The organism is Lacrimispora amygdalina (genome assembly GCF_900205965.1).
Taxonomy (GTDB): Bacteria; Bacillota; Clostridia; order Lachnospirales; family Lachnospiraceae; genus Lacrimispora; species Lacrimispora amygdalina_A.
Map to the genome: position 1 here is coordinate 111,232 of NZ_OAOF01000006.1, position 22,513 is coordinate 133,744.

Consider the following 22,513-nt stretch of genomic DNA (forward strand, 5'->3'; position numbering starts at 1 on the left):
TTTCGAGCGATGCGCCTGTTTCTGTATTCACTTCTATGATATTATTCTACAGTCACGGATTTTGCCAGATTTCTTGGCTGATCTACGTCTAAATTTTTTCCTACCGATGCGTAGTAGGCAATAAGCTGTAAAACAACTGCAATGGGGAATACGGTAAAACGGTCCCCGATATCTGGAATATTAATCCGTATATCCGCAATGCCGGGCTCTACATTTAAACTCTCTTTTGTAAGCAGAATTACAAAGGCGCCTCTTGCCTTTACCTCCCGGATATTGGAAATAGTCTTGGGAAACACATTTTCCTGAGTTGCGATGGCAATCACCGGAACCTCCTCTGTAATCAGGGCGATGGTCCCGTGTTTTAATTCACCGGCTGCATAGGCCTCTGCATGAATATAAGAGATTTCCTTCAGTTTTAATGCACCCTCCAGAGAAAAGGCATAATCAAGGCCGCGTCCGATGAAAAAGGCATCCGGTTTATTGATTAAGTGTGTTATCAGCGCTTTCACCGTATCCCTTTTTTCAATCATGGCTTCCATGGCAGGGATGGAGTCAAGAAGCTTCTTCATGAAATCTTCCGCTTCCTCTGCACCGTATTTGCCTCTTACAAGGGCCATACGACAGCATACCATATAAAGGGCAGCCAGCTGCACGGAATAAGCTTTGGTACTGGCGACAGCGATCTCAGGGCCTGCGTGGCTATAGAGTACATAATCGCTTTCTCTGGCTATGGTAGAACCTTTTACATTAACAACGGACAATGTTCTGGCACCGTAGCTTTTTGCAAGGCGGAGGGCAGCCAGGGTATCGATAGTCTCACCGGATTGGGAGATGATAATGACCAGGGTCTTGTCATCTACCAGTGGATCTTCATAGCGGAATTCCGATGCGATGGAGACTGTAACCGGAATTCGTAAAAGCGGTTCCATTAAGGCTCTTGCCGCCATTCCGGCATGCATGGCAGTGCCGCAGGCAACAATCTGCACCTGATTACAATCCTCAAATAAAACGTCTGGTATCTGGTCATCCGTAAAATCGGGCAGACCTTTTGAAAGGCGCGGGAGAATCGTATTTTTTAAAGCCTCCGGCTGTTCGTGGATCTCTTTGAGCATAAAATGAGGAAAACCATTTTTCATGGCTGCATCCATATTCCAGTTCACTTCCAGAATTTCCGGTTCCAGCTCCTTTAGATCCAGATCATACAGATGTACCTTATAGGATGTGAGCCTTAAAATATGATTTTCGGGGACTACAAAATACTGTCTGGTATACGGAATCAGAGCAGTCAGGTCTGATGCCACGAATGAACCTGAGTGGGTATATGCAGCTACCAGAGGGCTCACGTTCCTGATTGCATAGATTTCACCCGGGTGATCCTCAAACATCATACAAAAGCTGTAGGACCCCCTTAAATAGGTGACCAGTTTTGCAATGGCCTCAGCCGGGTTTCCCTCATAGAGGCTTTCAAGAACCCAGGCAGCCACTTCACTGTCTGTTTCAGAAAGTAGTTTCCCTTCCAGGTGAAAATCCGTTGTAAGCTGGTGGTAGTTTTCAATAATGCCGTTGTGAACCAGTATAACACGTCCTGCCCTGTGGGGATGGGTGTTTTCTGTCGTGACACCCCCATGCGTTGCCCATCTGGTATGTCCCAGGCCGCAGTGGGAGACCTGGTTTATATCCTCGCAGCCCTTTTTTAAGTTTGATACTTTTCCAGTATGACGTACAAGATGAATTCTGGAATTTTCCATGCAAAGTGCAACTCCAGCGCTGTCGTATCCGCGGTATTCCAACTGGGACAGTCCTTCTAACAGTATTTTTTTTGAGTCTAATGGTCCGCTATATCCAATTATTCCACACATAATAAAATCTCCTTTATAATACGTTTTTAGTTTTATATTCCTGTTTCGCGAAATATGCACACAAAAACAAGCTGTCTCTTATTGTCTGAAAAACGGACAGCGTTCTTGTCTAACACATTTTTTCCTGATGTACCGGTTCCAGTGTGGTTGTTTTGCAGTTACCTGCATATTTCACATTGGATACACGCCCGGCAGCATGGAAGGGCATCCGCCGAATATTCGATCACCCTTCACCTCGTTAACCTTTGAATACCGTTTTCTCTGAGAAAACGCTCACGATCGTATCCGCAGGTGCATGGCGCTTAGCTTTGCTATGTGTATTTATGCCTCCTTCATAAATTTAGTTTATTATAACTTCTCTTTCTTTGTGCGTCAATACCATGATTTACATCTATTTTACGTAAAGATTCTTTTTCATTTTACATCTGTTCTTTAAAATGAAGACAGGATATAAGAAAGGAAGCGGTTTTTATGGCAAATCTATCTTTGGTAAATGTATGTAAAACATTTAAAAATGGTCAGGCTGCGGTTAAAAATTTTAATCTGGATATAAAAGATCAGGAGTTTATTATACTGGTAGGTCCCTCTGGATGCGGGAAGTCCACTACGTTAAGGATGATTGCTGGTCTGGAGGAGATATCTTCCGGGGAGTTGTGGATTGACGGAATGCTGATGAATCTGACAGTTCCACAAAAACGGGATTTATCTATGGTCTTTCAGTCCTATGCCCTTTACCCACACCTGACTGTTTATGAAAATATGGCATTTAGCTTAAGAGTACGAAAGATCGGGAAAGCGGAGATTGACAGACGGGTGAGAAAAGCGGCCGAAGTTTTGTGTATCAGCCACTTACTTGACCGGAAGCCCCGTGCATTATCGGGAGGCCAGAAGCAGAGAGTCGCTATCGGGAGTGCTATTGTACGGGAGCCCAGGGCTTATTTAATGGATGAGCCTCTTTCTAATCTGGATGCAAAGCTGAGAACACAAATGCGGGTAGAGTTATCCAAAATACATAAAGAGCTGGGAGCGACCATAATATACGTAACCCATGACCAGGTAGAAGCCATGACTCTGGGAACCAGAATTGTGGTTATGGATTCGGGAGTTATTCTGCAGGCGGCTGAGCCGGACGTTCTCTATCGGAATCCGGTTAACAAATTTGTCGCCGGTTTTATAGGGTCTCCTTCCATGAATTTTATTCCTGTCTGGGTGGAGAGAAGAGAAGACCGGATTTGTGTTGAGTTTTTAAGGAACCGGTTGTTTGTAAATGAAGAATGTGCACAGCGGCTGATTGAGGGGGATTATCTGGGCAGGAGAGTATATCTTGGCATTCGCCCGGAGGATTTCCATGAAACCGGACCAAAGGAACAGGAACTAAAACTTAACGTTGAGATAAAGGAAGTTCTGGGTTCGGAAATCCTCCTTCATGGGAAAATAGGAAGACATTCGGTCTGTGCAAGACTGAAACCTGATTTTTCTTCGGAAACTGGAGAGGAAGCGTCTGTTTTTGCTGATATGAATCAGATCTTTCTGTTTGATATGGATACAGAAGAAAACATATTATACCGTTAAGGAGCAGTCTTATGAAGTTTAAAATAGTTACGAGGAATCTAAGTCCTTATGCATACATAGCTCCGGCTATGGCAGTATTTGCAGTTTTTTTGTTTTTTCCTTTTTTTAAAACAATTTATTTAAGTGTATTCAAAACCAATAAAATGGGGCAGGCGAAGCTGTTTGTGGGTGCAGGAAATTATTCTGAGCTTCTAGGCTCGGCATCATTCTTTAACAGTCTGCTTGTAACAGCAGTATTTGTACTGATTGTCGTAAGTGTCAGTATGCTTCTTGGTTTGACAACGGCAGTATTGTGTCATCAGTCGTTTCCTGGCATCCGGATTTTCAGTACAGCCTATGCCCTTCCAATGGCAATCGCTTCAAGTTCGGCAGCTATGATATTTAAAATCATGCTTCATCCATCCATTGGAATTGTTAATAAGCTGCTGAGTCTGCATATTAACTGGATCAGTGATCCCAAATATGCGCTGGTATGTGTGGCACTGTTAACCGCATGGTTAAACAGCGGTATAAATTTCCTTTATTTCAGCGCTGGCTTAAGTAATATTGATGATATCATTTATGAACGGGCCTCTGTTGACGGTGCTGATGCATTCCAGAAGTTTTTCCGTTTAACACTGCCAGGGTTAAGCCCGATTTTGTTTTATACACTGGTTGTTAATATCATTCAGTCCTTCCAGTCCTTTGGCCAGGTGAAGGTATTAACCATGGGAGGTCCGGGAGAATCCACAAATCTGATTGTATATTCCATTTACCGGGATGCATTTTTCAATTATCGTTTCGGCAGTGCAGCCGCTCAGTCCGTGATTTTATTTATGATTATCATGGTTCTGACATTATGCATGTTCCGGTTGGAAAAGAAAGGGGTAGATTATTGATGGAATCTGTTATTTCCAGGGCAGTAAATGATATCACCAGAGAGGAACTGGAAACTCTTAAAAGAGATGCATTAAAGAGGGCAGTCATCCGCCGCAGAGCCATGAAACTGGCCCTGACAGGATTGAATTTTCTTATGGCGCTGTTTCTGCTGCTTCCGCTTTTATATGCAGTCAGCATTGCAGTCATGCCTTCCAGTGAACTGTTCACAACGAGTATGAATTTAATACCTTTAACACCTACACTTGATAATTTCCGTCAGGCATTGGTTAAAATACCTTTAACCCGTTTTATCGTTAATTCATTTTTAGTAGCAGGCTGCATTACGGCCGGTCAGATATTCTCCTGTTCCCTGGCTGCATTTTCTTTTTCCTTTCTCGATTTTAAAGGTAAAAATGTTCTGTTTATGCTTGTGATGGCAACCATGATGATACCGGGAGAAGCGACCATTATATCCAATTACTTAACAGTAAGCGGATTTCGGTGGCTTGACAGCTACAAGGTTTTAATTATTCCTTACCTGACTTCAGCAATGGGAATCTTTTTGTTCCGTCAGTTCTATAAATCCTTTCCCATATCGTTATATGAATCAGCCCGGATTGATGGCTGCTCGAACTTAAGATTTATTTACAGCATACTCATTCCGCTTACGAAATCAGCAATTGGGGCAATGGCAGTTTATACCTTCATAAATGCCTGGAACATGTATATGTGGCCGCTCCTTGTTACAGGTTCCGATAAAATGAGAACGGTACAGATCGGAATCGGTATGTTAGACAGCGTAGATTCCCAGTCAATATCCATGATGATTGCAGGCGTAGTCATGATCATCGTCCCATCGATTTCCGTCTTTATCCTGGGGCAGAAACAGTTAATCAGAGGAATGTTTTCAGGAGCCGTTAAAGGGTAGCCTGATTCAGAATAAATATTACATAAAATTTGGAGGATTAACATGAAAAAGAGAGCAGTTTCTTTTTGTATGGCAGCTTTCATGGCTGTCGGAATGCTTTCTGGCTGTTCCAGTCAGACCGGAGCCGGAAATACTACAGCAGAATCAGCAGCAGCGCCATCCACAACCGCTTCTATTACCGCAGATGCTTCAGGAAATCAGCAAAAGACTGCTATTACATTCTGGCACTCCATGGGCGGTGTCAATGGAGAAGCAATTGATGCACTTGTGGAAAAGTTTAACAAGGAAAATACATCAGGGATTACCGTTGAGGCGCAGTATCAGGGAAGCTACGACGATGCGATTAATAAGTTGAAAAGTGCACAGATCGGCAATATGGGAGCAGATCTTGTCCAGATTTACGACATCGGAACCCGGTTTATGATAGATTCCGGCTGGGTAGTGCCGATGCAGCAGCTCATTGATGCGGATAAATGGGATATTTCCCAGGTGGAACCCAATATTGCAGCCTATTATACGGTAAACAAAACCCTGTATTCCATGCCATTTAACTCATCAACACCGATTCTATACTACAACAAAGACCTGTTTAAAAAAGCCGGTATTACTGAGGTGCCTGACAGTCTGCCTGGAATTGAGCGAATTGGCGATGACCTGTTAAATAAGGGCGGTGCAGGAGAGGTGATTTCCCTTGGCATCTATGGCTGGTTTTTTGAGCAGTTCACCTGTAAGCAGCAGGCGAATTATGCGGATAACGGCAACGGACGGGATGGAGCGGCAACTGCGGTTGACTTCGATAAAAATGGCGCAGGTGTTAAAACGCTGACAGCATGGAAAGAATTATCAGACAAAGGGTATGCCCCCAACGTTGGCAGAGGAGGAGATGCCGGTCTTGCGGACTTCAGTTCTGGAAAATCTGCCATGACACTTGGTTCCACTGCATCCTTAAAACAAATCTTAAACGATGTGAATGGAAAATTTGAAGTGGGTACTGCATATTTTCCAAAGGTCAGTGATGACGACAAGGGAGGTGTTTCCATAGGCGGAGGTTCTTTATGGGCATTAAACAATAACGATGCCGCCAGGCAAAAGGCAGTATGGGAATTCGTTAAATTCCTGGTATCTCCGGAAAGTCAGGCTTACTGGAATTCCCAGACTGGATATTTCCCCATTACAACAGCCGCTCATGAGGAGCCTGTTTTCAAAGACAACATTGCAAAATATCCACAATTTCAGACAGCCATTGATCAGCTTCACGATTCTACCCCCCAGTCGGCCGGTGCCTTATTAAGTGTTTTTCCGGAAGCAAGACAAACGGTGGAAACTGAAATCGAAAATATGATTAATAACAATGGTACACCTGAGGATGCTGTTTCAAAGATGGCAGAAAGAATTAATAAGTCAATAGCCGATTATAATCTATTAAATAAGTAAATGACATCAGGAAGGATATTGGCAGATGAAAACAAAGGTTTGGGCTCACAGAGGAGCTTGTGCATATGCACCGGAAAATACCCTGGAGGCATTTGAACTGGCAGTCAGGCAGGGGGCAGACGGAGTGGAGCTGGATGTACAGCTTACAAAAGACGGAAAACTGGCAGTGATACATGATGAAACCATTGACCGCACCTGCGACGGCTCCGGCAGAGTTAAGGATTTCACCATGGCTGAATTAAAACAATTTTCCAGCAACAAAACACATCCGGAATACACCGCAGCAGTCATACCTGAGCTAATAGAAGTTCTTAAGCTGTTAAAACCCACAGACTTAACTGTAAATATCGAGTTGAAAACGGGTGTGTACCGTTATAAGGGAATCGAAGATAAAGTTATCAGTCTGGTCAAAAAAATGGAGATGGAAGAGAGAGTGATTTACTCCTCTTTCCATCATCCAAGTATTATAAAAGTCAAAAAACTGGATTCCAAAGCAAAGACAGGAATATTATATTCAGATGGCTGGATTCATGTGATAACCTATGCAAAGCTGATCGGGGCATACGCCCTTCATCCGTCTGTCAACAACCTTCGGACTGATAAATTAATCAGAAAAGCAAAAAAGAATAACATTCAACTGCATGTATGGACTGTCAATGAGGAATCTTTGATGGAATACTTAGCGGAGCAGGAGATTGGAGCTATCATCACCAATTATCCTGACATTGCAAGAAAAATAGTGGATAAGAAAGGATAAAATATATGATTCGATTAGTTGCCTCCGATATGGATGGAACCTTATTAAACCGTTATGGAAAAATATCATTAAAAAATCAGGCTGCCATTTTAGCGCTGAAGAGAAGAAATATTGGTTTTATTGTATGCACAGGACGTAATTATGCAGATGCTTATGCTCCTTTGAATGAGGCGGGCATATCCTGTGATATAATCTGCATGAATGGCGCGGCAGTATTTAACAGCAAAGGGGAACAAATCCGCAAGCAGGCGCTGTTAAAAAGCCAGGTCAGCCGTATCTTAGACATCTGCCGGCCTTTTTCCGTCCTGTTTGATTTTATGACTGATGAAGGAAGTTATACAACTTCAAGTATGGAAGAATTTAAGGAAAGCTTTGAGAACAAAATTTTTCTCTCCATGATTTCTGACGAACATACATTTGAAACCATTGTTAAGCGCTTTCAGTTTGTTTCTGAAGAGCATTTGTTTCATTCTGATACCGACATATATAAAATATCAGTTGTACATGAGGACCCTCAGGTCCTTTCATATATCCGTTCCTGCCTGGAAAAGGATGAAGGTATCTCCATTGCTTCTTCTGCATCAACCAATCTTGAATTAACCCATTTGAATGCTCAAAAAGGAAATGCACTGCTTGAATATGCCATAAATACTAAAATTCATCCAAGAGAGATCCTGGCCATGGGAGACAGTGAAAATGATCTGTCTATGCTGGTTCTGCCGTTAGGGTACACCGTAGCCATGGATAATGGGTCAGAAAAAATCAAAAAACGCGCACGGCTGGTCACCAGATCCAATGAAGAGGACGGAGTGGCAGCAGCCATTGAAGCATTGATCTTATCGGATGCAGCCTTAGCAACCGGTTAATTCTTATCTGAAACCTCATCTGAAACCTCATGTCTATCTATCAGCCTTTATCTCATTTCTCAACCCCTCTCAGTTTCAATCTGATCTTAGGAAAAGATTGATTGACTGAGAATATTAAGAGAAAAGCAAGGAATAAGAACTGAATTTCTGATAGAATATGTGGGGTTGTCTGAGACAATCAGGAAAGGGATGAGGTTAGAGTCATGGATAATGAAGATGAAGTAGACCGTATGCGGGCTCGTAGAAAGAGAAGCGAAAGCAGCAGAGTGCGGGGAAAATCCAGGCATACTACTGAGCGAAGCAGCCAGGCACAGGATCATATAGAGGCTTCACGCGGTGACAGAACGTATTACAGTACAGGTGACGGAAGAAATCCCCGTGTCCGGTATAGCGGTCAACAGAACGCAAAGAACCGAAAGAAGAAAAAAAGACATCATAAGAAACACAAAATAATTTTTAAACTGCTTGTAATTGCAGCATTGCTGATTGCAGGCTTATTTCTGTTTAAGCAGCGGACACATCAGAAAGGTTACTGGACCATTGCCATATTCGGTGTGGATTCCAGAGACGGTAAACTGGATAAGGGTGCGCTTTCAGACGTAGAAATGCTCTGCAATATCAATAAGGAGACCGGAGAGATTAAACTGGTATCCGTTTACCGTGATACTTACTTAAAAATCAATAGTAAGGGTACCTATCATAAAATAAATGAGGCCTACTTTAAGGGTGGGCATAAACAGGCGCTGGAAGCCTTAAACGAAAATCTGGACTTAAATATCGATGATTATGCTACTTTTAACTGGAAATCCGTTGCAGATGCCATAAATATTCTGGGGGGAATTGATCTGGAGATCACTGATTCCGAATTCGCTTACATCAATGGTTTTATTACAGAAACAGTTAATTCCACAGGAGTCGGTTCCCATCAGCTGAAACATGCGGGTATGAATCATTTGGATGGGGCACAGGCAGTGGCTTATGCAAGGCTTCGTTTGATGGATACTGATTTTAACCGTACCGAGCGTCAGAGAAAAGTCGTGAACCTTGCCATGGAAAAAGCCAGGTCTGCAGATTTTGCTACAAGAAAAACCCTGGTAACGGCTGTATTTCCGCAGATTTCCACCAGCATTGGCATGAATGATATCCTGGCGGTTGCTAAGGGCATCAGCAAATATCGTATCGGCGAAACAGACGGCTTCCCGTTCTCCCGTACCACGATGAAAATAGGGAAAATGGACTGTGTTATTCCTGCTACATTAGAGAGTAATGTAGTACAGCTGCACCAGTTCCTTTATGGTCAGGAAAATTATACTCCGTCTGCAGCTGTTAAGAAAATCAGCCAATCAATTTCAAAAGAAAGCGGCATTTCCAAACCAGGTCAAAAAGCTTCTTCCGGAGGAACATCCAACAGTAAAAAGAAGAAGAAACAAACGGCTGCCGCCCCAGCAGAAACAACTCCTGCGCAGACAGAAGCCGCTGTTGAGACTACAGAAGAGACCAAAGAAACGGCGGCTGATACGACCGCTGTTGAAACGAAAGAGCAGCAGTATGGGGAAAAACCTACCCAGGAAGATGGAAGTCTGGTCGGACCGGGTGCAAAGATACCGGATACAAAAGAAACTGACAAAAAAGTACCAGATACAAAAGAAGACGATACAACAAGCGAGACGAAAAAACAAGCCGGATCCGAAAAAGGTTCAGATGAAGGCGTTACCACTGAACCGGAAACAAATGCAGGTCCAGATGCATAAGAAGTAATATATTTAAAATGACAAATCATTAAAATGCCAAAGAAAATAGGTATGGATTTGTCATTTTTTATTTTTGAAATTAATTATGCTATATATTTGTAATACAACTTTATATGTGCTATATTTATAGAAAAAGGTAAGGGGGAAGCAATATATGAGTATGGATACAAAGAATACGGAACAAAACTCTGAAATAAAAAGGAAAAGGTATAAACGGTTTGCTTTATTTGTGGCTGCTTTTTTAATTTTGGGATGTACGGAAACAAAATATGCAAATAATATAATAAGTGCCCAGGCACACTCGGGACGGACGGATGCCCAGGGTGGACATCGCGATAACAAAAATAAAAGTGGTTTAGGAAGCTATCATTACCATCATGGATACGCTGCACATTTACACCCGGGTGGAGTTTGTCCGTATTCCAATAACAGCAGCAGTGAAGTAACTACCAGGCAGAATGACGCAACAGAAACGAAGGCTGCTCCTGTTTTGAAGGCCGATGATTATAAGTTGATATTCGATACGGCTTTTTATTTTACAAATAATCCGGATTTACAGACGACTCTTGGAAATGACGAACAAAAATTATTGGAGCATTTTGTGAATAACGGTATGGCAGAGGGACGTAAAGCCTGCAGTACTTTTGATGTGAAAATCTATAAAGATAATAATTCAGATTTAGCTGAATTATATGGAGATGATTTGAAAAAATATTACGAACATTATATGAATTGTGGGTATAAAGAGGACCGCATACATAATTAAAAAAAGAGTTATAAAAAAAGAGTTCAATATATATGGAAATAATTGTAATACTGGAATTATTATGATATTCTATACTAAAAAGGAGGATTTTGTATGAAAAGGCTGTTCAGAGTTATTTTAACTACACTTTTGCTTGCAGGTATTATGATTATCCCAGCAAGTGCGGCTCAAGAACAAACGGTTAACTGGGGGGACGAAAATTATCAGATTATTGTCCCAGGCTTTATTGAAAGTAGAGATATTACGATTAACGGTCAAACCACACCTGCTATTGTTGTTGAAAAGCCTGATATTAACAGTGAAAACAGGTATCATTTTTTTGATATCGTAACAACTGATACAAATGCAACTATGATTACTTCAACAGTAAGTACTGCAGATACTGCAGTTGGCGACTATATGGTAGATTTGCAGGATGGCCGCGTAAGCTATGATCCAAATTTATATGAGGATTTTGATAGTATATCCAATCAGCCTATCTATTTTGGATTTTCATATCGCGACAATAATTTTAATGTAATTAAAGAATTCCCAATTTGGATTGTATTTGCAGAAAAAGGTACTACACCTGAAAGTTCTGCAGCTCAATAATGATAATATAATGGGAATCAGGTGAATTAAGATTATAGACGGAACTATTAAAAAGTAGATTTATCTACAGAATTGGATAGTTCCGTCTTTTATTTCGGAATCTATTTGAAAACAATTCGATTTGGAGACATGATATGGTAAATAAGTATTTTCTATATATGAGTACTAACTAGAGAGGTGTTAGTTTGAATGATTTATATGAATTGATTAAACCATTCTTAAGTCAAACTATATTAACCAAATATAAGTTCGGTTATGCCGGGGAGGTATATATTGAAACTGATAAGTTTGAAGAAGAATATAACCAATATCTTCCGATTTTAGCGAAGTATTTTAGCCTTAAAAAACCATTTTACTGTAACAGAAATTACACTTATTATTCAACGGATTTAATTGAAACAGCAGATTTAGTGAAAAATATAGCTTTAGATGCACCGATAATTATAAATTTAGAATTATCGTATGATAATAAAAGATATATTGTATTCTCACTTACGGAATATATGTTATCATGTGTAGCAAAATTAGTTGGTGTCATATTCTGTTATACATCTTTAAATTGTAACTATTATAAAGCGCTTAAAGAATACCTGATAGACTTAACTGATTATATAACTCAAATTATTTTTAATGAAGACCTAACTCAATTTCCACCTTTATCTTTTGCCTTAATTGATAGTATAATATCGGATATGAAGAAACTTAATATTTCCTACGTCCGAGAATATTCGGAGATGGACAATATTCTGATTATGTTTATTACTTACTTTGCATTATGTGATTATGTTGGAGAATACGATATTATCATTTCACCTTTGCAAGGAGCCGCGCTGATACCACCATTTTTTATATCAATGCAGAAATATATAAATATCATGAATGGGTGTTCCTGCCTGGCAGGTTATGATTATGTTAGGTTCTCAAAATATGATAATAATCATTATTGTGAATTATCTCTGCCTGAACAGGTGAGTTTACTAAGTACTCAATACCCGGAGAATATGAATATTTTATTGATAGATGATAATACAGGTACTGGAACTACCTTAAAATCTATTAAACAGGAATTGCTGAAGTTTTTTAATAATATTTCTACTGGTGCAATAGAGTATTATTGGGAGGGAAAAGTTTTTAGAGCTGATTACCAGGCGTTTCAACTAGATGAGATAGATTTAATAACGCCCCTTTGCTATAGATATTTTAGAATACTTGAGGAGCATTTAGAAATCCTTAAGAATGAAAAGGATATTAACTTTCGATATGATGTAGTCAGGTTTAATAAAATTAATATGATTTATGAAGAAATTGACTATTATTTATATATAAATAGCATGTGCTTAGAAACTTCAACAAAAACAAAAATTCTTAGTATTTATGAGAGGATCCATGATATTATGGAAATTCTCTCAAAAAATAACCCTTTTTGTTTAATGGCAGATGGAGTAGAAAACAAACATATAGATACGAAACAGATAGCATTTGCTTAAGGAGGGCTCTATGACTAAAATTAGATATGCTATTATTGGAAATGGATTCCGGGCAATGGCTTTTTTAAGAATAGGCCTTGTTCTATCTGCACAATTTGAAGTGACTTCTGTTTTATTTCGAAATAAAGAGAAAGCAGCCAAATTTTCCCAAACATATTCTGTTCCAACAGCTTTGACCATAGAGGAATGCTTATCTGCAAATCCTGATTTTGTGGTGATAGCGATTGGAAGGGATGGAAATCCGGAGATGATAAAAAGGTTAATCCCTTATGGCATTCCAATGTTAGTAGAGACACCGCCTGCCATGAATTTAAATGACCTTCATTCCCTGTGGCACATTTCTATAAAACAAGGTGCCAGAATTCAGATCGCGGAACAGTATTTTTTACAGCCGCTTTATGAGGCGAGATTAATGGCTCTAAAAAAAGGAATATTAGGCGAGGTTCATAACTTATCCATATCCTGGGCTCATGACTATCATGGAGTCAGCTTAATCCGGAAACTGTTAGGAGTTGGATTTGAAAAAGCTCAAATAACTGGTAAAAACTATCAATTTCCTGTGACGGTCACTGATTCCAGAGATGGAATTAAGACAGATGGAGAGGTCGTTATGGCTGACCGGTCAAGATACACCATAGAATTTGAAAGCGGAAAAGTAGCTTTTTATGATTTTGCGTCCAATGTACAATACCGTTCCAAGATCCGTACCCGCCATATCAATATACAAGGGGTTCGAGGGGAAATGGATGATGATATTGTACGCAGCTTGACCAAAGATAATCAGCCGTTAGTTCAAACCTTTCAGATAACCCAGGATATTAATACAATGTCTACCTATTCCATTAATCTTGGTGGTGAATGCCTCTATAGGAATCTTTTTGCAAGGGAACGACTTACGGATGATGAAGTTGCTATGTTACGCTGCCTTTTAGGAATGAAAGAATATCTCCTGACCGGTAACAGCTTTTATTCCTTTGCAGAGGGATGTCAGGATAACTATTTTTTCTTATTGATGCAGGAGGCTCTGAAACAGCCGTACGCAGTTTTTAAAACAGAAGTTCAGCCATGGAATTAGTTATGGAAAGTAGGTTGTTGGTATGAAGAATATGATTAATTTTTATGAAAAAAATTCAATAGAAATTTTATTTGCCAATAGTAACCATAACTTTCCGTTACATAGCCATGAAAGTTTTTGTTTTGGTATTATAGAGGAGGGCGAAGTAGATTTTACAATTAATGGGAAATCAAGGTTGCTTTATCCGGGTAATGCTTATATTATTCCTTCTAATGTAGGAGTAATCATTCAGGCGGAAAAACGATATCGGTATATTACCATTTGTATAAAGAATGATTGGAAAGAACAATTGAAATATCTGGAATTCAATGATTATTTCCTTACATTTCCATCTTCGGAAGTCATACATAAGATGTGTGTTAACTATATTACAAAGGGGTCAGCTGAAAAGTTAGTAAGATCATTAACCAATCTGATGAAGCCTGTGATTGCGGACAAGACGGAGCATCATAAGGAAAAAATAAAAAGTGGTATTGTAGAAGAAGCAAGGCGATATATTCGAAGGAATGCACATGAAAAATTCTGCCTGGACACTTTGGCAGATGCAATTCATGTATCTAAGTACTATTTAGTGAAAATATTTAAAAAAGAGATGGGTGTAACGCCAAATCAGTATTATATTCAGGCAAAAATGTATTTGGTTAAAAAAGGAATTATAGAGTATCGAAAAGAAGTAGACTTAGCAATGGAGTTGAATTTTAATGATCAAAGCCACCTATGCAATCTTTTTAAAAAACAAATGGGTATCAGTCTTCAGGATTACAAGAAGAACTTTCAGAGATTATAAAACATGCCTCATTTTCCGTTTATGGGATCAGAATGAAAAGACAATATTCTGCAAGAATTGATATCCTTTTTATGATAGGATATAAGAATCCCAAGAAAATAATAATCAGGAAAGAAAGTGAGGATTAATTATGAAAGTAAAAGCAGCATTTATTTTCGTTGCACCAGAGACAGATTATAAAATACACAGAGCAATGATTGAAACACCAGCTCTGACGTTAGACATTGTTGGTGTCAGAAATTATACAGAAGGTGTTCAGATTGCAAAAGAGCTGGTTGATGATGGTGTAAAAGCCCTGGAACTTTGTGCAGGATTTGGTAATGAAGGTATTGCCATGATTAATAAAGCAGTAAAGGGAAGGGCATCGGTTGGTGCTGTAAAATTTGATCACCATCCAGGGTTTGACTTTAAGAGTGGAGATGAATTATTTAATTTGTAATACGACAGGATGTAATTTCGTTTGCAGGAGAGGTATGAGATGAGTTTAAATCAAATTTTAGCAAAGTCAGTTAGTAAAAGTATCGAACAGGATTTTTGGAGTGCTTGCAAGAAAGACAGACATGGCAATCCAATTGTGATTAGTAATTATATGATGCGTGTCTTTGCTTTTGTTACACTTCCTTTGGGCATTGCCGTGTTATTCATTTGTATTTTTTTTCCTGACTCCTATGTGTTGGAGGACATTGATCCTGAGAATATTCCGGTTGTTATGTATTGCGTATCCATCTTTCTGATTCTAGTTTCCTCACTGATGTTACGCTGGAAAGTTACGCTTAAAAAAGATTCACTTGTAGTTCGGGGACTCTTTTTTAAGCGGAGTGTTTCCATAGATGAACTTCGTATGGCTGCCTTTAGACAGCCGCCAAAGAGGGCTGGTGCAGGCTATGTTGTGTTTGCAACCGATACAAAGGATATCCGCATAATGTATCAAACTGCAGTGGGAGGGGTAGCATTCATAAAACTTCTCTGTAAACGCATTCATTCGCCACTACCGCAGGGATTTTCAAGCTTACAACAAAATGCGGCATTGTTAAAATAGTAGTTATAAACTCGCCTCTCCTTTCAAGTTTGTCAAAAACGACTTCACATTATCGCATGTCATAAGGCCGCTCATGATACAGGCTCCTTTGGCTCCTGCTTTACAGACAGAACGGACATTATTACATTCTATCCCTCCGATCGCGTAAACTGGTACAGATACACTTTTACAAATACCTTCCAGGAAGGGGATACCCCGTCCGGGTAATCCCTTCTTGCAGTCGGTTGTAAAAATATGCCCTGCAATAATATAGGTACAGCCAAGTTTCTCGGCTTCCCTGGCCTCCTCTGGCGAATGACAGGATACACCGATTATTTTAAAGTGTCTCTTCTGCATATCGGTCATTTCCCGCATTTTCGGAAGAGGAAGGTGTATCGCCGCCGCATTCAGCTCTATGGCAGTATCAACAAAACTATGAAGCACACATTGTATCTGATATTCTGTACAAATTTGAATGACCTGTTTCGCAAGCTGTCTGTATTGTACCTCTGATAAGTCCTTTTCACGCAGGATGATACCAGCAGGATGGCTGAGAGCAATTTTTTCTATTCGATGAAGAAAATCTTCTTTACACAAAATACGGCTGGTAACACAATAAATATTAAACATAGAGATAATCATTCAGAACGGGCTGCAAGCCTTCCTTAGAAATGTGCTCATACATTTTTTGGAAGCTGCGGCTGTCATTAATTTCAAACTGCTCATCACCTTGTGTTCCGTCTGACTCCTTTCCCCGGTATTTGCTTTCGTGATCCCCAATTCCCGTTGAAACTCCTGCAGAAACTTTCGTGGCTGCAATTTTTACTATACCATTACGGAAAGCCTCGCTCTCCCGGGAAGAAACAGTAATTCCCACAAATGGCAGAAAGATCCGGTAGGCACATATAACCTGACAAAGCTGTTTTTCCCCTACATCCATAGGATTTATTTTCTCATTATTAATGATGGGGCGAAGTCTGGGGCAGGAGAGGGACATTTCTGCATGCGGGTATTTTCTTTGTAAATAATATACGTGAAGTGCGCTGGCAAGTGCATCCGTCCGAAAATCCGAAAGGCCCAGCAATGCAGAGAATCCCACACCCCGCATACCGCCTCTGAGAGCTCGTTCCTGCGCATCAAAACGATAGGGCCACACCCGCTTGTGCCCATATAAATGTATGGTTTCGTATTTATCTGCATCATAAGTTTCCTGAAACACCGTCACATAGTCTGCTCCACATTGGTGAAGATACCGATACTCGTCTGTATTTACCGGATATATTTCCAGTCCCACCATGCGGAAAAATCTCCGGGCCAGCTTACATGCTTCACCAATATAGGCCACATCACTCTGGGTACGGCTTTCTCCTGTAAGTATCAGGATTTCCTCCATACCGCTGTCTGCAATAATCTTCATTTCATGCTCAATCTGCTCCATACTAAGCTTCATACGTCTGATATGATTATAACAGTTAAATCCGCAGTAAACACAGTAGTTTTCACAGTAATTTGCAATATACAGCGGAGTAAAAAGATAAACTGTATTGCCAAAGTGCCTGCTGGTTTCCAGTCTCGCTTTGCGGGCCAGTTGCTCAAGAAAGGGCTCTGCAGCAGGCGATAACAGAGCTTTGAAATCTTCCAGAGAACAAATCTCATGATCCAATGCTACCATAACATCTTTTGCAGTATATTGGGAGTAGTCATAGGACTTCATCTCTGATATAACCTGATCGCAGATACCGGATTGAATCTGTTCCATTCCAGGCAGATACTCCATGTGGTTTTTACGGCAGGACGGATCCGTTTCCAACAGATGTTTTTTCTTAAGAACGGCTTCTGACAAATGATCAGAATCAAATAAAAATTTATTTTCCATAATACACCCCCTAATTATGCAGAAAACCGGTCAGAGGGTCGGAGGCAGCTGCTCCGCGAACAAGAACTCTGCCAAGACCAGAAAGATATGCCTTTCTTCCCGCTTCAATTGCCTGACGAAATGCGGATGCCATCAGAGGCAGGTTCCCGGCTGTGGCAAGAGCAGTATTAGCCATAATTGCCGCGGCGCCCATTTCCATTGCCTCACAAGCCTGGGAGGGCCGGCCAATGCCCGCATCAATTATAACCGGAAGATCAATCTCATCGATTAAGATCTGAATAAAATCCCGTGTGGCGAGTCCCTTGTTGGACCCGATGGGAGAAGCTAACGGCATAATAGCGGCAGCACCGGCATTCACCAGATCACGAGCTGTATTCAAATCGGGATACATATAAGGCAGGACTACGAATCCTTCGTTTGCAAGAATTTCAGTGGCTTTGATGGTTTCCTGATTATCGGGCAGGAGATATTTGGAGTCCCGCATAATTTCAATCTTCACAAAGTTACCGCACCCTAATTCTCTTGCAAGTCTGGCGATTCGAACTGCTTCCCCGGCATCTCTTGCACCGGAAGTATTAGGAAGCAGTGTGACCCCTTTTGGTATGTAATCCAGAATATTTTCCTGTTCTTTCGTATTGGCTCGGCGAACGGCGAGGGTAATGATTTGTGCACCGGCATCCTTTACCGCTGCTTCAATCAGGCTCAGGGAATATTTTCCGGAACCCAGAATAAACCGGGAACTGAATTCCTGACCGCCAATTATCAGTTTGTCGTTTGATTGCATAATGTCTACCTTCTTTCTGTAATTCAGGCTTCATATTTTTCCGCAAGAATGCGGAGCGCCATATGTGCCTGATGTGCGGCGCACAACATGACTCGTGAGGACATAAGTCCAATATTATCCTCTACATCACTGGCTTCATCTCCACAGAGATAGAAATGATCTGTAATCCTTCTGGTTTTTACAACGTTAGAGGAATCAATTCCTGCCATTCCGGAAGCGGCGATCAGATACCTTTCAGGCATCTTTTCCAGCACACTGTTTACCAGCATAGCTTTCGCCTCAGCCCCATCAAAGGCCTCACAAATAATATCCGCATTGCATAACAATTCATTAAAGTTATTCTCATCGATTTGCCTGGTATGTGTGATGACTGATAAATATGGTGCAATTTCCTTTAAGTTTGCAGCAAGAGCCTCTGTTTTGAAAACTCCGATTTGGGAAGCCTTATACTGCTGACGGTGGAGATTAGAAACCTCCACTTTATCAAAATCAATCAGTATCAGCCTGCCCACACCTGCACGGGCAAGGGCAACAGCAATATTAGATCCAAGGCCTCCAAGCCCGCAGATAGCGACAGTGGAACTTGCGAACTTATCCTGCAGAGTCTTTCCGTTTCGATTGTCAAGAGCATTCCTCATTTCCTCCATTGTAGGAATCCTGTTCATATCAACCACCTCCTACAAAACTGACGACCTCAACAACATCACCATCTTGAAGTACTGTTTTCTCATACTGTTCTTTTGGAACGATTACCCCGTTCCATTCAACGGCAATCCGCTTGGGATTGTAGCTGGTGCCTGCCAGATATTCTGCCAGAGTTTTTCCGGCTGCTTCATGAAAAATGCCATTGATTTTTATCATGATTTTAATCCTCCTTAAAAAAAATAGGAAGCTGCCTGATTGGCAACTTCCCATATTACTTATAAATTCAGTCGTCCCTACGTTGGCATTATCCAAATCAGGTAAATGGGTCGAAAGTCACACTTTCCTCTCAGCCTGTTTGGGTAAAAACACCCGCAAGCTCCCCGGTATTAAATTATTATTAATAATACTACTATACGTGTGATTATGCAAGACAAATAACATGATATTCCTGAATAAATCGATAAGCCATCAATCGATATCCTTCGCAAAGTCGCTTCCCTGGGACAAACAAATAGAGAGCGCGCAGAATGTAACAAAATAATAAACAATTCATATTATAATGTATAGCTAATCCATATCATAAGTGCGATATAAAATTAGTTAATTATTTGAATTAGTTGGATACAAATTCAAGTAAAGGAAGGATTATTATGAAAAATAAAAAATTAAAATCTAATAAAGGCCATATTCACTATAGAAGAACTAGCCGTTCCAGTGCATCAAGCAGATCATCTCGTTCGTACAGTTATTAGGTGAAGTGATAAAGTTTAAATAGTATGGACAAATATTATCAACCTGGCGAATCACTAAACGGCTATACTATTTTAAATAAGATAGGCGAAGGGCGATATGGAATTGTTTATTTAGCAGAAAATAGCAATTTAAAAAAATGCATCATAAAACAATTAAAAAAAGACACGTTAAAAACATCTAAAACTAAACTGTATTACGAACAAGAAATATTAAAAAGTATAAATAATCCTAAGTTTCCCGCCTTTATTGAAAAATTGGAAGTCGAAGATATACAAGCATATGTATTAGAATATATTTCAGGGAAAGTTTTTGAAGATTTATTATTTAATGATGCATATGTATTTAGTAAAGTTCAAATATACAAAATCGCCACTCAGCTACTAGAGATAATAGCAATATTGCATCAACAGAATATTGTTCATAGAGATATTAGACCACCCAATGTTATCTTAAAGGGAAATCAAGATATCGTTTTAATTGATTTTGGATTAGCTAGATATATAGACAATAAAAAATATACTCAACAAACGGATTATTGGTACTTTGGAGATTTTTTGATTCATTTATATTATACATCGTGTTATCAAGACTTAGGGCTGGAAGAGAAGGCCTGGTACGAAGAACTTGATATAACCGAACAAGAAAATTTGTTTTTAAAAAAACTTATGGGAATTGAAGATTGCTATACTAATTTGCAACAAATAGAAAATGATCTTCAACAAATTAAAAATGAGAGTCTTTAATGATAATGAACCATATGGTCAAGAAAACCTTTCTTAACTGTATGGTTCATATCGTAAGCAATGAATAATTCAAAACAGGGGAGATATATTGTGAACATTTCACCACGTATTTTAGAAGTTCATAAGAAAAGTTTTTGTGCTAATGTATACTCTGTTAAACATTTCAGAATGATTGGTTTAATTGATGTAAATATCTTATTTTATGATGGGGTAGAACGAGTAACATTAGCTTATTACAGTTCATCAGGTACTAATAATGGAAAAATCAAAGGCTTGTGGTACCCAATTGTAGGTATAAAAACAACTACAGGATCATTTATAGAATTTACAGATTATTTAAATTTTGTTTTATCAAATAGTACAAACGACAGTATGGCGGAAAAAGGCTGGCTTGCTAAATCGCTTTTTTTCTACGCAGCTTTTTTCGACGATTCAATGATTGAAGGTTTTTCATGTGGAAAGCATTATGAGGATCTTTTAAATATTGGTAAAACTTTAAAATACTTATATGAAAATGATGAATTCTGCAATATTAATTTTCTTGATGCACATATGTTAAATGATATTGTAACTTCAAAAAAAATATATAGAGGTAATAGACATTCACAAAGAGAAAATTATGAACTTTTTATGCGAGATATATTTATTCAGGCTCAAAACTCCTTTGATTTTCATTTTAACTAAATCTGACTGCTGTGATCGACTGGGAACAGCCCTTAATGAAACATATGGAGCATGGGGAGTATTCCACCATTCTCCCCATGCTCCTTGTCACTTAATCAGATACCTTTCAGGCATACATGACAATAGGAGGAGAGTAGAACGCAAATAACAAAACTGCTCCATAAAGCAAGGCAGCAAAGGAGGAGGAATCACATTGCTAAAAGTACTTCTATGATTGATATTAGTAAGTTTGATCAACTAGCAATTGAAAATATTGGTATACATATGCTTTTAATACTAATATTATAAGTTTTGCTGGATAACTCGTTTTCAATAGCTAATATAAAGCTTGTTTACTTAAAGGAAAGCTAAGATGAATAATAACAAATCATTTTAGCTTATTTAGAACAGGAGGTACTCTATGAAGATTAGTAAAATAATTGCTGTTTTATCTTTGACTGTTTGTATGGTTAGTAATTTAACAATTAGTGCTCTCGCTACGGAATCGACTCCGGAACAAACAACAAAAATCAATGAAAATGCGTACTTAACAGAAAAGTTCTATAATGCTTCTAATGATACAATTGTTTGTTATATGGAAGGGGTTCCGATAAGAAAGGATCAAGTAAATGAATATGGTTTTGTTGATGCATTTACATTTGTCGCCAAAATGAAAAGAGGGGCTGGTGTACCTTCATCAAATTATGTCACCATACCATCAGGTTATAATGAGGCAATTGTAAAAACATATCTATCCGCTCCTCGCTATGGGCAGACAAATACAATTTATTATTTGAAACATCTGCACGGAGCACAATTAGCGTCATCAATAGAAACAGGCGATGCACAAGCATTAATTGGTCTGATTTTATGTTTTGTTCCAAATGCACAAGTACCAGGATTTATGATAGGTTTGAATGCGGCGCATAAAGCGGGTGTCGCGTCTAATATAAAAAAACGAACAAACCAGGGAAGTGCAGTGCGGGTGAATGTAGCATCATCGACATTCGGAGTTTTTTACGGAGTTTTTGATTGGTCTGGACGTGTTATTGAAACTAGTAAAAACTATACAGATGGTACTAAAGAAACTGTGAATTCAATAGTATTTGCATATGGACAATAATTAAATTATATTCCATTTATTAGGCAGGGTACCAGCGACTCCTGCCTAATAAATGAAAGGATAGAATTATTACAAATGTTGTTGTTAGTAAATGTAGCGTAAGTAAATTTTTATGGTATAATTCTTTAGGAAAGTATCAGATTTAGAGCAGTAAAAAAGAACAGCCTGAGAAAAACT

At 39.4% G+C, this 22,513-nt stretch carries 23 protein-coding genes and 1 riboswitch; of the genes, 17 read left to right on the forward strand and 6 right to left on the reverse strand.

Annotated features, from left to right (window positions below; genetic code table 11):
- Positions 1-41 precede the first annotated feature (41 nt).
- On the reverse strand, positions 42-1,859 hold the full coding sequence (gene glmS, locus CRO04_RS10380; protein ID WP_097004175.1) for a glutamine--fructose-6-phosphate transaminase (isomerizing): 1,818 nt from the start codon (positions 1,857-1,859) through the stop codon (positions 42-44).
- A gap of 471 nt (positions 1,860-2,330) precedes the next feature.
- On the opposite strand from glmS, the gene CRO04_RS10385 reads away from it, so the two are divergent.
- The 14 genes from CRO04_RS10385 (at position 2,331) to CRO04_RS10450 (ending at position 15,770) form a co-directional block, all read left to right on the forward strand.
- The gene (locus CRO04_RS10385; protein WP_097004176.1) at positions 2,331-3,431 is read left to right on the forward strand and encodes an ABC transporter ATP-binding protein; all 1,101 of its coding nucleotides are present in this window, start codon (positions 2,331-2,333) and stop codon (positions 3,429-3,431) included.
- Between the two features lie 11 nt (positions 3,432-3,442).
- Positions 3,443-4,309 carry a carbohydrate ABC transporter permease gene (locus tag CRO04_RS10390; RefSeq protein WP_097004177.1) on the forward strand — a complete coding sequence of 289 codons (867 nt, stop codon included), beginning with the start codon at positions 3,443-3,445 and terminating at the stop codon, positions 4,307-4,309.
- Positions 4,309-5,217: a carbohydrate ABC transporter permease gene (locus CRO04_RS10395; protein WP_097004178.1), complete on the forward strand. Its 909-nt coding sequence runs from the start codon at positions 4,309-4,311 to the stop codon at positions 5,215-5,217. Before CRO04_RS10390 ends, CRO04_RS10395 begins: the two co-directional genes overlap by 1 nt.
- Positions 5,218-5,259: 42 nt before the next feature.
- Positions 5,260-6,651 (forward strand): ABC transporter substrate-binding protein, encoded by a 1,392-nt coding sequence (locus CRO04_RS10400; RefSeq protein ID WP_097004179.1) that lies wholly within the window; start codon positions 5,260-5,262, stop codon positions 6,649-6,651.
- Positions 6,652-6,676: 25 nt separating this feature from the next.
- Complete coding sequence (locus CRO04_RS10405; RefSeq protein ID WP_097004180.1) at positions 6,677-7,408, forward strand: glycerophosphodiester phosphodiesterase; 732 nt, start codon at positions 6,677-6,679, stop codon at positions 7,406-7,408.
- 5 nt (positions 7,409-7,413) lie between these two features.
- The gene (locus CRO04_RS10410; RefSeq protein ID WP_097004181.1) at positions 7,414-8,274 is read left to right on the forward strand and encodes a Cof-type HAD-IIB family hydrolase; all 861 of its coding nucleotides are present in this window, start codon (positions 7,414-7,416) and stop codon (positions 8,272-8,274) included.
- A 203-nt stretch (positions 8,275-8,477) separates the two neighbouring features.
- Positions 8,478-10,025, forward strand: coding sequence for an LCP family protein (locus CRO04_RS10415; protein ID WP_097004182.1), 1,548 nt, complete (start codon positions 8,478-8,480; stop codon positions 10,023-10,025).
- 154 nt (positions 10,026-10,179) lie between these two features.
- Positions 10,180-10,791, forward strand: a complete 612-nt coding sequence (locus tag CRO04_RS26800; protein ID WP_242974422.1) for a YHYH domain-containing protein — start codon at positions 10,180-10,182, stop codon at positions 10,789-10,791.
- 93 nt (positions 10,792-10,884) lie between these two features.
- Positions 10,885-11,382 carry a hypothetical protein gene (locus CRO04_RS10425; RefSeq protein WP_097004183.1) on the forward strand — a complete coding sequence of 166 codons (498 nt, stop codon included), beginning with the start codon at positions 10,885-10,887 and terminating at the stop codon, positions 11,380-11,382.
- Between the two features lie 185 nt (positions 11,383-11,567).
- Positions 11,568-12,869 (forward strand): phosphoribosyltransferase, encoded by a 1,302-nt coding sequence (locus tag CRO04_RS10430; protein WP_207654432.1) that lies wholly within the window; start codon positions 11,568-11,570, stop codon positions 12,867-12,869.
- Positions 12,870-12,879: 10 nt separating this feature from the next.
- On the forward strand, positions 12,880-13,944 hold the full coding sequence (locus tag CRO04_RS10435) for a Gfo/Idh/MocA family protein (protein WP_097004184.1): 1,065 nt from the start codon (positions 12,880-12,882) through the stop codon (positions 13,942-13,944).
- 22 nt (positions 13,945-13,966) lie between these two features.
- A complete protein-coding gene (locus tag CRO04_RS10440) occupies positions 13,967-14,731 on the forward strand; it encodes an AraC family transcriptional regulator (protein WP_097004185.1) in 765 nt (254 codons plus the stop codon).
- A gap of 130 nt (positions 14,732-14,861) precedes the next feature.
- Complete coding sequence (locus CRO04_RS10445) at positions 14,862-15,170, forward strand: DUF6506 family protein (protein ID WP_097004186.1); 309 nt, start codon at positions 14,862-14,864, stop codon at positions 15,168-15,170.
- Between the two features lie 39 nt (positions 15,171-15,209).
- Positions 15,210-15,770, forward strand: a complete 561-nt coding sequence (locus CRO04_RS10450; protein WP_097004187.1) for a hypothetical protein — start codon at positions 15,210-15,212, stop codon at positions 15,768-15,770.
- Positions 15,771-15,773: 3 nt separating this feature from the next.
- On the opposite strand, the gene CRO04_RS10455 is transcribed toward CRO04_RS10450, so the two are convergent.
- Genes CRO04_RS10455 through thiS form a run of 5 tightly spaced genes read right to left on the reverse strand, consistent with a single transcriptional unit; the run spans position 15,774 to position 19,270 of the window.
- Positions 15,774-16,379, reverse strand: coding sequence for a thiamine phosphate synthase (locus CRO04_RS10455; RefSeq protein ID WP_097004318.1), 606 nt, complete (start codon positions 16,377-16,379; stop codon positions 15,774-15,776).
- Entirely contained in the window at positions 16,372-17,625 is a 1,254-nt protein-coding gene (gene thiH / locus CRO04_RS10460; RefSeq protein WP_097004188.1) for a 2-iminoacetate synthase ThiH, read from the reverse strand. Before thiH ends, CRO04_RS10455 begins: the two co-directional genes overlap by 8 nt.
- A gap of 10 nt (positions 17,626-17,635) precedes the next feature.
- Positions 17,636-18,409, reverse strand: coding sequence for a thiazole synthase (locus CRO04_RS10465; RefSeq protein ID WP_097004189.1), 774 nt, complete (start codon positions 18,407-18,409; stop codon positions 17,636-17,638).
- Positions 18,410-18,432: 23 nt separating this feature from the next.
- Positions 18,433-19,074: a thiamine biosynthesis protein ThiF gene (gene thiF, locus CRO04_RS10470; protein WP_097004190.1), complete on the reverse strand. Its 642-nt coding sequence runs from the start codon at positions 19,072-19,074 to the stop codon at positions 18,433-18,435.
- 1 nt (position 19,075) lies between these two features.
- Positions 19,076-19,270: a sulfur carrier protein ThiS gene (thiS, locus tag CRO04_RS10475; protein WP_097004191.1), complete on the reverse strand. Its 195-nt coding sequence runs from the start codon at positions 19,268-19,270 to the stop codon at positions 19,076-19,078.
- A 57-nt stretch (positions 19,271-19,327) separates the two neighbouring features.
- Positions 19,328-19,447, reverse strand: a riboswitch (TPP riboswitch).
- Between the two features lie 383 nt (positions 19,448-19,830).
- On the opposite strand from thiS, the gene CRO04_RS10480 reads away from it, so the two are divergent.
- The 3 genes from CRO04_RS10480 (at position 19,831) to CRO04_RS10490 (ending at position 22,336) form a co-directional block, all read left to right on the forward strand.
- Positions 19,831-20,550, forward strand: coding sequence for a protein kinase family protein (locus tag CRO04_RS10480; RefSeq protein ID WP_097004192.1), 720 nt, complete (start codon positions 19,831-19,833; stop codon positions 20,548-20,550).
- A gap of 90 nt (positions 20,551-20,640) precedes the next feature.
- Positions 20,641-21,234 carry a hypothetical protein gene (locus tag CRO04_RS10485; RefSeq protein WP_330400831.1) on the forward strand — a complete coding sequence of 198 codons (594 nt, stop codon included), beginning with the start codon at positions 20,641-20,643 and terminating at the stop codon, positions 21,232-21,234.
- A gap of 400 nt (positions 21,235-21,634) precedes the next feature.
- The gene (locus CRO04_RS10490; RefSeq protein WP_097004194.1) at positions 21,635-22,336 is read left to right on the forward strand and encodes a hypothetical protein; all 702 of its coding nucleotides are present in this window, start codon (positions 21,635-21,637) and stop codon (positions 22,334-22,336) included.
- The last annotated feature ends 177 nt before the right edge of the window (positions 22,337-22,513 follow it).

What these genes read in the sequence shown, in the direction of transcription:
- glmS (WP_097004175.1), bottom strand. Translation starts at nt 1,859, where the DNA reads ATGTGTGGAATAATTGGATATAGCGGACCATTAGACTCAAAAAAAATA.
- CRO04_RS10385 (WP_097004176.1), top strand. Translation starts at nt 2,331, where the DNA reads ATGGCAAATCTATCTTTGGTAAATGTATGTAAAACATTTAAAAATGGT.
- CRO04_RS10390 (WP_097004177.1), top strand. Translation starts at nt 3,443, where the DNA reads ATGAAGTTTAAAATAGTTACGAGGAATCTAAGTCCTTATGCATACATA.
- CRO04_RS10395 (WP_097004178.1), top strand. Translation starts at nt 4,309, where the DNA reads ATGGAATCTGTTATTTCCAGGGCAGTAAATGATATCACCAGAGAGGAA.
- CRO04_RS10400 (WP_097004179.1), top strand. Translation starts at nt 5,260, where the DNA reads ATGAAAAAGAGAGCAGTTTCTTTTTGTATGGCAGCTTTCATGGCTGTC.
- CRO04_RS10405 (WP_097004180.1), top strand. Translation starts at nt 6,677, where the DNA reads ATGAAAACAAAGGTTTGGGCTCACAGAGGAGCTTGTGCATATGCACCG.
- CRO04_RS10410 (WP_097004181.1), top strand. Translation starts at nt 7,414, where the DNA reads ATGATTCGATTAGTTGCCTCCGATATGGATGGAACCTTATTAAACCGT.
- CRO04_RS10415 (WP_097004182.1), top strand. Translation starts at nt 8,478, where the DNA reads ATGGATAATGAAGATGAAGTAGACCGTATGCGGGCTCGTAGAAAGAGA.
- CRO04_RS26800 (WP_242974422.1), top strand. Translation starts at nt 10,180, where the DNA reads ATGAGTATGGATACAAAGAATACGGAACAAAACTCTGAAATAAAAAGG.
- CRO04_RS10425 (WP_097004183.1), top strand. Translation starts at nt 10,885, where the DNA reads ATGAAAAGGCTGTTCAGAGTTATTTTAACTACACTTTTGCTTGCAGGT.
- CRO04_RS10435 (WP_097004184.1), top strand. Translation starts at nt 12,880, where the DNA reads ATGACTAAAATTAGATATGCTATTATTGGAAATGGATTCCGGGCAATG.
- CRO04_RS10440 (WP_097004185.1), top strand. Translation starts at nt 13,967, where the DNA reads ATGAAGAATATGATTAATTTTTATGAAAAAAATTCAATAGAAATTTTA.
- CRO04_RS10445 (WP_097004186.1), top strand. Translation starts at nt 14,862, where the DNA reads ATGAAAGTAAAAGCAGCATTTATTTTCGTTGCACCAGAGACAGATTAT.
- CRO04_RS10450 (WP_097004187.1), top strand. Translation starts at nt 15,210, where the DNA reads ATGAGTTTAAATCAAATTTTAGCAAAGTCAGTTAGTAAAAGTATCGAA.
- CRO04_RS10455 (WP_097004318.1), bottom strand. Translation starts at nt 16,379, where the DNA reads ATGTTTAATATTTATTGTGTTACCAGCCGTATTTTGTGTAAAGAAGAT.
- thiH (WP_097004188.1), bottom strand. Translation starts at nt 17,625, where the DNA reads ATGGAAAATAAATTTTTATTTGATTCTGATCATTTGTCAGAAGCCGTT.
- CRO04_RS10465 (WP_097004189.1), bottom strand. Translation starts at nt 18,409, where the DNA reads ATGCAATCAAACGACAAACTGATAATTGGCGGTCAGGAATTCAGTTCC.
- thiF (WP_097004190.1), bottom strand. Translation starts at nt 19,074, where the DNA reads ATGAACAGGATTCCTACAATGGAGGAAATGAGGAATGCTCTTGACAAT.
- thiS (WP_097004191.1), bottom strand. Translation starts at nt 19,270, where the DNA reads ATGATAAAAATCAATGGCATTTTTCATGAAGCAGCCGGAAAAACTCTG.
- CRO04_RS10480 (WP_097004192.1), top strand. Translation starts at nt 19,831, where the DNA reads ATGGACAAATATTATCAACCTGGCGAATCACTAAACGGCTATACTATT.
- CRO04_RS10490 (WP_097004194.1), top strand. Translation starts at nt 21,635, where the DNA reads ATGAAGATTAGTAAAATAATTGCTGTTTTATCTTTGACTGTTTGTATG.